Source organism: Oceanobacillus rekensis (assembly GCF_002153375.1).
Taxonomy (GTDB): domain Bacteria; phylum Bacillota; class Bacilli; order Bacillales; family Amphibacillaceae; genus Oceanobacillus; species Oceanobacillus rekensis.
Map to the genome: position 1 here is coordinate 81706 of NZ_MTBQ01000001.1, position 12923 is coordinate 94628.

General features: G+C 35.5%; 12 protein-coding genes. All 12 read right to left on the reverse strand.

Annotated features, from left to right (window positions below; translation table 11 throughout):
* Positions 1 to 11 precede the first annotated feature (11 nt).
* A complete protein-coding gene (nth, locus tag BV906_RS00420; RefSeq protein WP_087971503.1) occupies positions 12 to 680 on the reverse strand; it encodes an endonuclease III in 669 nt (222 codons plus the stop codon).
* A gap of 4 nt (positions 681 to 684) precedes the next feature.
* The gene (locus BV906_RS00425) at positions 685 to 1377 is read right to left on the reverse strand and encodes a DnaD domain-containing protein (RefSeq protein ID WP_176330230.1); all 693 of its coding nucleotides are present in this window, start codon (positions 1375 to 1377) and stop codon (positions 685 to 687) included.
* Between the two features lie 214 nt (positions 1378 to 1591).
* Entirely contained in the window at positions 1592 to 2884 is a 1293-nt protein-coding gene (gene asnS / locus BV906_RS00430; protein ID WP_087971504.1) for an asparagine--tRNA ligase, read from the reverse strand.
* A gap of 18 nt (positions 2885 to 2902) precedes the next feature.
* Positions 2903 to 4090 carry a pyridoxal phosphate-dependent aminotransferase gene (locus BV906_RS00435; RefSeq protein WP_087971505.1) on the reverse strand — a complete coding sequence of 396 codons (1188 nt, stop codon included), beginning with the start codon at positions 4088 to 4090 and terminating at the stop codon, positions 2903 to 2905.
* A 19-nt stretch (positions 4091 to 4109) separates the two neighbouring features.
* Positions 4110 to 4595, reverse strand: a complete 486-nt coding sequence (locus tag BV906_RS00440) for a cell wall elongation regulator TseB-like domain-containing protein (protein ID WP_245843784.1) — start codon at positions 4593 to 4595, stop codon at positions 4110 to 4112.
* A 322-nt stretch (positions 4596 to 4917) separates the two neighbouring features.
* On the reverse strand, positions 4918 to 7719 hold the full coding sequence (dinG, locus tag BV906_RS00445; RefSeq protein ID WP_087971507.1) for an ATP-dependent DNA helicase DinG: 2802 nt from the start codon (positions 7717 to 7719) through the stop codon (positions 4918 to 4920).
* A gap of 113 nt (positions 7720 to 7832) precedes the next feature.
* Positions 7833 to 8216: an aspartate 1-decarboxylase gene (panD, locus tag BV906_RS00450; protein WP_087971508.1), complete on the reverse strand. Its 384-nt coding sequence runs from the start codon at positions 8214 to 8216 to the stop codon at positions 7833 to 7835.
* 13 nt (positions 8217 to 8229) lie between these two features.
* Entirely contained in the window at positions 8230 to 9102 is an 873-nt protein-coding gene (gene panC / locus BV906_RS00455; RefSeq protein WP_087971509.1) for a pantoate--beta-alanine ligase, read from the reverse strand.
* 64 nt (positions 9103 to 9166) lie between these two features.
* Positions 9167 to 10156, reverse strand: coding sequence for a biotin--[acetyl-CoA-carboxylase] ligase (locus BV906_RS00460; RefSeq protein WP_087971510.1), 990 nt, complete (start codon positions 10154 to 10156; stop codon positions 9167 to 9169).
* Entirely contained in the window at positions 10132 to 11331 is a 1200-nt protein-coding gene (locus tag BV906_RS00465; RefSeq protein ID WP_087971511.1) for a CCA tRNA nucleotidyltransferase, read from the reverse strand. Before BV906_RS00465 ends, BV906_RS00460 begins: the two co-directional genes overlap by 25 nt.
* A 23-nt stretch (positions 11332 to 11354) precedes the next feature.
* Positions 11355 to 12479 (reverse strand): N-acetyl-alpha-D-glucosaminyl L-malate synthase BshA, encoded by a 1125-nt coding sequence (bshA, locus tag BV906_RS00470; RefSeq protein ID WP_087971512.1) that lies wholly within the window; start codon positions 12477 to 12479, stop codon positions 11355 to 11357.
* Positions 12476 to 12898 carry a methylglyoxal synthase gene (mgsA, locus tag BV906_RS00475; protein ID WP_087971513.1) on the reverse strand — a complete coding sequence of 141 codons (423 nt, stop codon included), beginning with the start codon at positions 12896 to 12898 and terminating at the stop codon, positions 12476 to 12478. Before mgsA ends, bshA begins: the two co-directional genes overlap by 4 nt.
* Positions 12899 to 12923: the final 25 nt, after the last annotated feature.

The window sequence follows — 12923 nt, forward strand, 5'->3', positions numbered from 1 at the left end:
TCTATATGAGTTTACCTCTCTCTTTTTGTTGTATTTTCTTTTTTCATTCGTTTCTGTCCCTCTCTACAAAGTTCCAGCAACGGGCATTCAGGACAATTGGGATTTCGTGCCTTACAATGATATCTGCCAAAGAAAATCATTCGATGATGTGTAACACTCCATTCATCACGTGGCACCTTTCTCATTAAGGTTTCTTCTACTTCAATAACAGAGTCTTTCCATCTGCATATTCCTAAACGTTTGGAAATACGCTCAACATGTGTATCGACTGCAATTGCAGGTTCATCAAATGCAATGGAAGCAACCACATTTGCAGTTTTTCTGCCGACACCAGCAAGCTTTATTAAATCTTCCTTTGTTCGTGGTACTTCTCCTTTATAATCATCAAGTAACATCTGACATAGCTTTTTTATATTTTTTGCTTTAGTACGATAAAGACCGATGGATTTTATATCTGATTCGAGTTCTTCTAAAGAGACTTCCAGATAGTCTTCCGGTTTTTTATACTTTTTAAATAAATCAGCAGTAACTTTATTGACAAGCTTGTCTGTACATTGTGCAGACAGTAATACAGCGATTACTAGTTCAAAAGGATTGGAATGTACCAATTCCCCTTTTGCATCCGGAAACATTTCTGCCATCACATCGAGACAATGCCTTATCTTCTTTTTGTTTAGCATTGTTTTATTCTTCCCCTTCTAACCAATTGTAATAAAAGGATGTATCTCGTTTTACCGTTTTTGCTTCTTTTGTATTTTTTTTATTATGAAAGTTTTTGGTTGCTTGCCGAGCCTGGTCTACGGTATGAATACCTTTCTTTTTCCATTCTCTTAAAATTCTGTCGATATATTTGAAATTCAGCTTTCCCATTAGTACAGATTCCCTAAGTCCGGCTTTTATTAGTGATGGTATTATTTCATCCTCATCAATCCAAGCATTGATCATTTCAATCTCAAATGGCGACAATGGTCTTCCAAATTCTTGTTCAAAAAGAATAAAAATGGATCCAGCTGTTTGATTATCATCTTGCGGTACTTCTACTTCCTCTTCTTTTATAAACAGCTTTTCCCATAATGGGTCAAGATTATATGCCTCACTTAATTGGTGGTTTTCATTTTCTTGTTGTTCAATGGAAAGTAAATTTTTCTGTGTTAATTTACGGAGTATATTCGCGCATTCCTGTTCATCCATAGTGACATGCTGAGAAATGTCGTATGGTGTTGGAAAATCATTTTTATCCGTTAAATAACGGAGTAATTGAAGAATAATCATAACCTCTTTTTCATTAAGACCAAGTGTTTTATATTTTAATAATAAATCACTTGGTATGTGCAACTGATTCAAGAGAATTTGTTGTATCGATATTTTTTTCGTCAAAATTATAGCACCTCTAATATTAGTATAGCATGAAAGGTAATTCACCTCAGATAAATTGAACTTTCATTTATTTGGGATCAATTCCCTCCCACTTATCTTTCTTCATCCCCTTGAGATCTTGAAGTGGGAGTCTTACTTCACGTATAGGCGGGTAAATTAAAATCCCTTGCTTGTGTTCGCAAGGGATTTTAAATTATTGCCTTTCTTATGTTTCTTATGGATATAAACGGTTTAATAGTCTTGGAAATGGGATGGTCTCTCTAACGTGGTCCACGCCTGAGAGCCATGCAACAGTTCTTTCAAGTCCAAGTCCAAATCCGGAATGTGGTACACTACCATATTGTCTTAACTCTAAATACCATTTATATGCAGGTCCATTCAATCCATGCTGTTCGTATCGCTCTTTCATTAATTCTAAATCATCAATACGTTGTGATCCACCGATAATTTCACCATAACCCTCTGGTGCAATCAAATCTGCACAAAGTACAACATCTGAACGATTTGGGTCAGGTTTCATATAAAAGGCTTTAATTTCGGCTGGATAATTGGTTATGAAAACAGGCTTGTCATAGCTCTCAGCAATTGCTGTTTCATGTGGAGCCCCAAAATCTTCTCCCCACTCGATATCATCAAAACCTTTTTCCTTTAATAATGTAATTGCATCATCATAGGAGATTCGAGGAAATGGTGCTTTGATTTGTTCCAATTTAGATGTATCACGTTCTAAGATTTCTAATTCGAGCTTACAATTGTTCAGTACAGATTGAACAACATAACTCACGTAATTTTCTTGTATTTGCAAGCTTTCCTCATGGTCAACAAAGGCCATCTCTGGCTCAATCATCCAGAATTCAATTAAATGTCTGCGTGTTTTTGATTTTTCAGCACGGAAAGTAGGGCCGAAAGAAAACACCTTTCCAAATGCCATTGCAGCTGCTTCCATATATAATTGCCCACTTTGTGATAAATACGCTTCTTCATCAAAATACTTTGTGTGAAACAGTTCAGTTGTTCCTTCTGCTGATGATCCGGTAAGAATTGGTGGATCAATCTTTATAAAATCATTTTCATTGAAAAACTGATACGTAGAGCGGATAATTTCATTTCTGATTTTCATAACCGCATGTTGTTTTTTTGATCGTAGCCATAGATGTCGATGATCCATTAAGAATTCTGTGCCATGTTCTTTTGGTGTGATTGGGTAGTCCGTTGCCTCATGGATAACTTCAATTTGACTAACCTGCATTTCATAACCAAATGTAGAGCGGGTATCTTCAACAATTTTTCCGGTTACATATATAGATGTTTCTTGTGTTAAATTTTTAGCAAGGTTAAACGTTTCTTCGGATACTTCACTTTTTACGACGACCCCTTGCATGAATCCCGTACCGTCACGTAGCTGCAGAAAAGCAATTTTCCCACTGGATCTTTTATTCGCAAGCCAAGCACCTATAGTTACTGTTTTCTCATTATGTTTCGCTGCTTGTGATATTGTTTTTTTCATAACTCGTTGACCTCCATCTTACTTTGATTGATGATTGGTGACAAATCTTTTTATTCTATTTGCTGCCTCAATTAATTCCTCCATTGAAAGTGCATAAGAAAGACGAGCATTATCAGGTGAACCAAATCCAGAACCTGGTACTAATGCTACTTTCTCTTCTTCAAGCAATGCTGTAACCCATTCATCTACAGTATTAAAACCATTGTTTTTTACAGCTTCTTTTACATTCGGAAATAAGTAAAATGCTCCTTCTGGTTTTACGCATTTAATACCAGGAATCTCATTAATGAGATCGTAAAAAGTATTTAGTCTTTCTGCAAAAACCTGTTTTAATTCTATTGTCGTATCTTTTTCAGAGTTATACGCAGCTAACGCAGCATACTGGGCGATCGAAGTAGGGTTTGAAGTTGAATGTGAAGCAAGATTTGTCATCGCTTTTATGATTGCTTTAGAACCTGCTGCATATCCGATTCTCCACCCTGTCATTGCATGTGATTTAGAGACTCCATTAATAATTACTGTTTGCTCCTTCAATTCGCTGGAAAGGGATGCGATTGAAGTATGTTGTTTATCCGTGTAAATAAGCTTTTCATAAATTTCATCGGAAATGATCAAAATATTATGTTTCAAGCATACTTTACCAATCTTCTCTAGTTCTTCCTTGCTATACATCATCCCAGTCGGATTGGATGGTGAATTGATAACGACAGCCTTAGTTTGATTTGTAATTGCCTCTTCCAATTGTTCCGGTGTAATTTTAAATTGATTCTGTTCGGAAGCTTGAACAAATACCGGATTTCCTTCAGCAAGTTTAATTTGTTCGGGATAGCTCACCCAGTATGGGGATGGGACAATCACTTCATCTCCTTGATTTAGCAGTACTTGAAACAATGTATATAATGCGTGCTTGGCACCTGTTGTAACAATAATTTGATCATTTGCATAGGATAACCCATTATCTTTCTCGAACTTCTCATTAATCGCCTTTTTAAGTTCAACGATTCCTCCGGCTGGTGTGTATTTCGTCATCCCTTTATCCATTGCCTTTTTGGCAGCTTCCAATATATAATCCGGTGTGTTGAAATCAGGTTCACCTGCACCCAAGCCAATTACATCATGTCCTTGTTGTTTTAATTCTTTTGCTTTTGCAGTAATTGCAAGCGTTGAAGATGGTGACAATGTTTTTACTCTATTTGCTAATTCCATGTATAGTTCCCCTCTCTAATTAAAACATTTTTTTAAAACGGTAACTTTCTACCGGTGCGCCATCATAAATGGATAAATACTCCATTACATATCGATTTTGATTATCGTGATACGTAATTTCCCACAAAGGCTCGTTATTTTCCAAAGCTGGGTTAATTTTAACTAATTCGCATTCATTGCATTGAGCTTGCCAAAGACTAAGAACCTCTTCTGCTGTTATGATTTCTGATCTATTAATGGTTGTAAGTTCTTTTTCTTTTCCTTCGACTGGATAGAAGATGAGCTTTTCTTCATTAGCTTCATTCAATGCGAAGACAACGTGATATGGAGATGAACCATTATATTGTTCGATTTTTTCTATTTCTGCTATGGAAGTTTGATTCAGGATTTGTTCTTTAGTTTCATCAAATCCCGCTGTCTTGCTATTATATAAATCATTATATAAGTATACAGCATATATGATACAAGCTAAAATAATAACTAGTAATAGTATGGAACTCCACATAAGCCAAGTTGGTCTTGAATTACCCATATACTTTTTCCGATTTGTTTAATTTAAGTTGGACTGAAAGTAAGGAAATCGCTCCAATATGTATGTTCATCCGTACCCCTCCAATATTTTAAATGATGCTTTTTCATTTTTTACTATACATAGCTTGTAACAGTCTGTAAACAATAAGGATAAGTCAAATTGATGAAGCGAAGTAAAAGGCAATATTATTTCTTGCTTTTCTAATTAATTTGATAAAATATTCCTTACCCACACACCATATCTGACTTTACTACTGATCCAGCCCTGCTGCATCAGTAGTACTTTTACATAGTTATTAAAACCATTCTTCAGCTTTCGTCATCAGATTCCTTGTTGAATCAAATGAAACAGGAACGTTTGGAATGGATTCGGTAAAATACTTTCCATACCTTGCTTTGATAATTCGGGCATCACAGACAAAGACAATTCCTCTATCACTTGAGGAGCGGATTAAACGACCAAAACCTTGCTTGAATTTAATTACAGCGTTTGGCAGAGATAATTCCATAAAACCATTTTTTCCATTTTCTTTCAGTATTTTCGATTTTGCTTCAAATACCGGATGGTTTGGAGGTTGAAATGGAAGTCTGACAATCATCAGACAAGAAAGGTCTTCGCCGGGTATGTCCACACCTTCCCAAAAAGAACTTGTACCGAGAAGAATTGCCTGATCAAATGTTTGAAAGTTTTTTTTGAGTCTCGATCTGCTGCCACTCGTAATACCCTGACCAATAAGCACAAATTCATTATCTCTAATAATTTCTTTTAATAATGTATATGACTTCTTCAACATATCATAGGAAGTAAATAGAACGAGCATTCTTCCTTTTGTGATTTCGGCTAAAGAAATAATCGCTTCACATGTTGCATATATGAAATCATCCATCTTTCCGTACTTTATATCAGGGAAGTCATCAGGGATAAGTAGTTGAACTTGTTCTTTGTAGGAAAATGGTGAATCTATTTGTTTTGTTATCAACCGTTCCACTTTAATACCAAGTCTTTTTTGAATAAAATCGAAAGAATTCTTCATGGTAAGTGTCGCGCTTGTCATAATAACACTTTTTTTATTTTGGAAAAATTCTTCTGCCAGCAATTCAGATATATCTGATGGCTCACTATATAAGTAAACAGCATTCTTCGTTCCCTTTGTATCGATTTCAATCCACTTGATTTGAGGTACAGCCCCTTCTGTGAAAAACAACAGTTCTAATCCATCAATAAATTTCTGGAAAATAATGGACATCGCTTGTAAATCTTCCTTATCATATTTCTCGAGTGTTTCCTGTCTGGATAGATGTTGTTCCGTGAGTGAAAGTATATGAATTAAATCCCGCATATAAAATGTAACTCTTGAAACCATTTCTTTAATAGTTGCCCAAGTTGTTTGGTCTTCCTTTTCTTCTTGAAAATGATACTGAAGTCTTCCGATGTCACTTAAGGATTTATTGGCTTTATGTTTTGTGACAACATATTGATAAAGCTGTTGGAATAGGTCATCAATTTCATATTTCATATTATCAAAAATAGAATCCCATTTTTCAAGTGGAATTTGTTCCTCTGTTAATTTATAATTTGCTATTACTTTACTAAACATCTTCCCATCATTTGTATGCCCAATTTGATTAAGCATAAACTGCATATTAATATAATCTAAATTCAATCCATAATGCCGTGAAGCCGTATCTTCAAAGTGATGGGCCTCATCAATGATTACCTTCTCATACTTTGGTAGAAATTGATAATCATTAAACATATCTGTACATAGTAATGCATGGTTCGTAATGATAATATTTGCTTTTTGTGCTTTTCTTCTAGCCTTCTGATAAAACGATCTAGAAAACCATTGTGACTGTGGATCTACATTACTTTCAGCATCCGTAGATATTTTTTTATAAAAAAAGTATCCACTTGTCGGTAACTGTATTTCATCTATATCCCCAGTATCCGTTTCAGTCAGCCATACAAGCAGCATTGCTTTTGTTAATGCTGTGTCGTAATTATCAGACTGATTGCTATCCAATTCATGTGAAAACTTTTCCAAGCTTATGTAATGGCTTTTTCCTTTCAACAAAGCAACCTTGAATGGAATATCCGTCAACTTTCTTATGGATGGAATTTCCTCATCAAGTAACTGGCTTTGTAATTGGGTTGTATATGTACTTATAATAATTTTCTGATTTGTTTTTACTGCTTCATAGACAGCAGGGATCAGATAGCCAAGAGATTTACCTGTTCCAGTTTCAGCCTCAATCAAAGCATGGTTTGATGATTGGAATGAATCATATATTGTTTCAGACATATCCCGCTGGCCTGGACGTTTTTCGTATTTCGTAAATTGTCTTTGCATGGAGCCATTCTCTTCATAAATATCATCCAAGTATTCTCCAAAAGAAGTTTCCACGATAGGTGTTTCATTAAGGTTATCTTCCCTATGCTTAAAGGCTAACCCCTTAAATGATACAATATTATGATTAGAATTTGTCGAAAAGGCTAGCTTATCTAGTCTATTTGATAAAATTTCACGGACATCTGATATAAACATTTTTTCGATTTTTAATAAATGATCAATGGTTTCATATGGTAGAGATTCTAACTTTTCTTTTAGCTTTAAAAATAACTTAGCAGTAACAAAAGCATCTGAAAGGGCGCGATGTGGATCCGTGTGTTTTATATCTAAATATTCGGCAAGTTGTCCCAATTTATAGCTTGGTGCTTCAGGGAATAGAATTCTTGATAGTTCCACCGTATCCAATACAGGATTAGTTAGTTTCTCTCTGCCATTTGCTGCCAGTTCAGCGTTAAGAAATCCTAAGTCAAAAGCTACATTATGAGCAATTAAGTAACTGTCTTTAAATATTTCTATAATTTTATCTGCTTTTTCATAAAATAATGGTGCTTTATGAACGTCCTTATCTGATATTCCGGTTAAATTTTCAATAAATGGTGGAATGGATTTGCTGGGATTCAATAAGGTCGTGTGGGTATCTGTAATGACATTATTTTCTATGACAACGATACCGGCTTCAATTATCTTATCATTTTTGGAAGGAGAGTGTCCTGTAGTTTCAAGATCAACTACTACGAATTTATCCATCTTTTCCACCTTGCTTTCTAATTTGAGCTTGACCTATAAGTTTCTGAACAACCTCTAATAGTAAAACTCTTATCCATGAAGTCGATAAGAGTTCTTGAATCTTGCATGTAAGCCTACATGATTGTTAGAGGTGGCTCTTGTTCAATAAGTTGTTCAACTTGGTTATATTCATCCATAATAGCAACTTTTGGGCGATGAGACTCTAATTCCTCTTCTGAAACGACTGCATAGGAAACAATGATGACGATATCTCCTTCTTGTACTAACCTTGCTGCTGCGCCATTAAGGCATATTACTCCAGATCCTCTTTTTCCAGGGATTACGTACGTTTCAAGGCGTTCACCGTTATTATTATTGACTATTTGTACCTTTTCATGTGGTAATATATCTACTTGGTTTAAGATAGATTCATCGATTGTTATACTTCCAACATAATTCAGGTTTGCCTCTGTTACTCTTGCACGATGTATTTTACTTTTCATCATTGTACGAAACATTTAGAATCCACCCCTAATTAATCAGCTCTTTTATTTGTCCATCTGAATTAAATATTATATTGTCAATTATTCTTGCTTCTTTAAAATAAACCGCAGCAGCCAAAATAGTATTTTGATCTACATCTATAATTGGCATAAGCTCCGGGTAGCTTAACATCTCAATATAATCCACTTCACCGGTAACATGTTCCCTTAATAATTCGCGGACCTCTTTAATAATGATATCAGGATTTTTCACACCGTCAACCACTAATTGTTTCCCGTGTAATAGGCTTTTATAAAGCCACACAGCTTCTTCCCGTTCCTGTCTGTTCAGAAATACATTTCTACTGCTTTTAGCCAGTCCATCAGACTCCCTTGTCGTTGGAACGCCAATTAATTCAATTGGAAAGTTATGTTCCTGGATAAGAGCATCTACAACGGCAACCTGCTGAGCATCCTTTAACCCAAAGTAGGTTTTATCTGGCTGTATAATATGAAATAACTTTGTTAGAACAGTAAGCACACCATTAAAGTGACCAGGTCTGGACTTCCCGCATAGAACGTCAACTCGTCCATCAATATGCATGTTTATTATTGACTTATTTGGATACATTTCGTCTACACTTGGAAGAAATAAGTAATCGATACCATCCTTTTCTGCTTCCTGGGAATCTTTCTCTTCATCACGTGGGTACTTCTCAAAATCTTCATTAGGACCAAATTGTAATGGATTCACAAAAATACTTGTTATTACAATATCATTCTCATTTCTAGCTCGCCTCATCAAGTTATGGTGGCCTTCGTGAAAGTAACCCATAGTTGCTACGTATCCAATTTGCTTATATTCTTTTTTTAACTGTGTACTAATTTGCTGCATTTGCTTAATAGTTCGAATAATTTCCATGCCTAACCCCACTTTGGATTATTTTTTCTAATAATGAAGAGAAAGCATACAAGGTTATTGGTCTCTATAATGGTTCTGAAAACCAGTCAATTTCTGCTGAATAAAGTTTTACTGGCTTCCCTTCCTTGGACTCCGTCAACAGTGCCCCTTCTTCAGATATGCCGAGGAATTTACCTTTCCAATTATCATTAAATGTTTGAATCGCGATGTCTTCCCCTATTTTAAATCCATAGCTTTCCCATTTCTCTTTAATTGGTGCAAAGCCATGTTCCATATATGTATCATAGGCTGTCTCAAAGGCAATCAATAATTTTTGAATTAGATCTCTAATCGACCATTCCATATCTGATTCAATTCGCAGTGATGTGGCCTTTGAACGAATATCTTCATTTAAATCATTTATAGAATGATTGACATTTAACCCAATACCAATCAATATATATTGGATTCTATCTTGTTCTGCTTGCATTTCTGTTAGTATTCCAGCGGTTTTTTTCTTATTTAATAATAGATCATTCGGCCATTTAATAAGTGGTTTCAGAATTTCAAACTCGTTCAATACGTCCGCGAGAACAGTCGCTGTTAATAGTGTTAATTGGGAAGCGTGATTAGGTGGCATTTCCGGTCTTAGAATAATACTTAGCCATATGCCCTTATCTTTGGAGGAATGCCAGGACCGATCCATCCTCCCTCTTCCAATAGTTTGTTCATCAGCTACGACAATTGTGCCATGAGATGCATTTTCCTGTGCTGCTTGATGTGCAATAGTCTGAGTAGACTCAACTGTTTGCATATGGATAACTTTATTGGCAATCCAATTTGAATCAAGACCCCATTTAATTGTATTACTGCTAAGCTTCTCGGGAAATGTCTTGATTCTATACCCCATTCTTGGTTTAGCTTCCATTTGAAAGCCATCTTTTTCGAGTTCTTTCATATGTTTCCAAACAGCGTTTCTAGATATATTCAGGGATTCGGATAATACTTGTCCGGAAATAAAATTATCCCCATTCTCAGCCAGCAGATTAATTAATCGATCGCGGGTGGATTCCATTTTAACCAATCCTTTATAGCTTTATTATCATTCTTTAAATGACCTGTGACAATTTCTAATTCTATTTGTTTGATGATATGATTTAGCCAGGGCCCCTTTTTTTTGTTAGGGAAAAGTTCTATCAAATTATGTCCATTAATGGCTAAATCGCTTTTTTGCTTAATTTCCAGAATTCTTTCAATTGTAATCAAATGCTCTATGCTGATCGACTTATGATCCAGTATTTCAACTAAACGGAGAAAGCCAGGATAGAACTCAGCTCTTAATCGGTATACAAGCCATTTATCCAATCCATTTGCAGTAAAATGGTTATATGCTTCTAATAGTTGTATTGCTTCAAGCTTTGTCTTATTGGAGCATTTCCAATTTGTTATCCATTGATTTATGGTTACTTCTGGTTTTAGGAGATGTAATAAAGTAATTGTCTCACCGAAAGATTTTAATGGCTTCATGGATGCTGGAATTAAATGTATCAGATCAGGAAAATCAGAGAATATAGGAAGAAATCTTCCTATTTCAAGCTTTTTCATATAATCAATTCCCTGTGTAACATAAGTTCCGGCAAACAGCTTCGTAAATTCATTTGTAATTCGTTCAATTGCAAGATTTACTATTTCGTGACGAACCAAAGACATTTCATCTATTGTTTTTGGATGAATGGTGAATCCCAATTGACTAGAAAAGCGAAGTGCTCGTATTATCCGTAAAGGATCCTCTGTAAATCGCCGATAGCCATTTCCTACGGTTCGAATAACTTTATTTTGTATATCTTCTTTACCACCAAATAAATCAATCATATCGCCACTTAAATTCATTGCGAGTGCATTAATGGTAAAGTCGCGTCTTTCCAAATCTTTATCGATTCTATCTATAAATTGAACCGTGTCCGGATGTCGTTTATCCGAATAGTCGCCGTCTATTCGGAAGGTAGTCACTTCATAGGATTCTTTACCATGTCTTACGATGACTGTTCCATGTTCAATACCAACTGGAATTACTTTAGGAAATATTTCTTGGATGTATTCAGGTGATGCAGAAGTGGCAATATCAATATCACCCAACGGACGATTTAGTAGAAAATCGCGTACACACCCACCCACAAAATATGCCCTATGATTATGTTTCTCAATATGTTCAAGTACTGGCTTTGCCATTAAAAATGCTTCCGGTAACATGTTATTCACCAATTTCTTTCCGTTTACTTATTCATAATCGTATCATACAGTTCCAAATACTCATTCACGATTTTAGTTGATTGAAAGCTTTCCTTACTATGTGTGATGGCATTTTTGGAGAACTGATTCAATAAAAGCTTATTACTTAATAAATCGATAGCATATTGCGCTGTGGTGTCAATATCGCCTAATTCAACAATATAACCAGTCTCATTATGTTTAATCACTTCTGGTATTCCTCCTACATTCGTTCCAATGCATGGAACTCCACAGGCCATTGCTTCGAGAAGGACAAGGCCAAAACTTTCTTTCTCTGATAATAACAGCTTCAGGTCTGCGATGGAGAGTAACTCACTAATATTATTCTGTTTTCCTAAAAATAGTACATGTTCCTTTAAATCAAGTTTCTCTACAAGTTGCACCATATTGGAATATTCTGGTCCATCACCAATTAGCAACAGCTTGCTATCTATCTGTTCTCGTACCTTATTAAATGAATAAATAATGTCTTGGACACGCTTTACTTTTCGAAAGTTGGATATGTGGATCATAATCTTGTCGTCTGGATTGATTCCATATTGTCCCCTCAAGTTAGGTACACTTTTCTTATGGTATTCTTCTTCATTTACAAAATTATAAATAACAGATATATCTTTATCTAAATCAAGCATTTGGATCGTCTGATTAACAAGACTGCCAGAAACTGCTGTTACTGCATCTGATTTCTCAATACCATGTTTAATGACTTTTTTAAACGTATGGTCAATTCCAAGAACAGTAATATCTGTACCATGAAGTGTTGTTACAATCTTAACATCATGTTCTGCGATATCCTTTGCTAATATAGCACAAATAGCATGTGGCATAGCATAGTGAACGTGAAGAATATCCAGTTTCTCCTGGTCAATTACTTCAGCCATTTTTGCAGTAAGTGCTAAATCGTATGGAGGATATTGAAAAACGGGATAATGATTCATCTCCACTTCATGGTAAAATATCTTCGGATGAATTTTATTAAGCCTAAAAGGGACACTGCTTGTAATAAAGTGAATCTCATTACCTTGTTCGGCAAGAAGTTTACCCAACTCGGTCGCGATAATTCCGGAGCCACCAACAGTTGGGTAGCATGTAATACCTATTTTCCTCACTTTGTGCCTTCTTTCTGCTGTCTTTCCTTTACAATTTCTCTCCATTCTAGATCTCCACGTTCTAAGCCATGCAGGAAAATCTCAGCTGCAGCAATATTTGTTGCAAGTGGTATTTGATAGACATCACACAATCGCAATAAAGCACTTACATCAGGTTCATGTGGTTGTGCTGTAAGTGGATCACGGAAAAAAATGACCATATCCAAATTATTATCGGCAATCATAGCCCCTATTTGTTGATCCCCACCAAGAGGGCCTGATTGAAATCGGTGGATATCTATACCAGTTGCTTCTAAAATTAACTTTCCCGTCGTGCCTGTAGCAAATAATTGATGATTTTTCAGAATATGGGTATAGGCCACACTGAAACTTATAATGTCATCTTTCTTTTTATCATGTGCAATTAAAGCAATATTCATATAAACCCTCCTTTTCCTGAAGCTT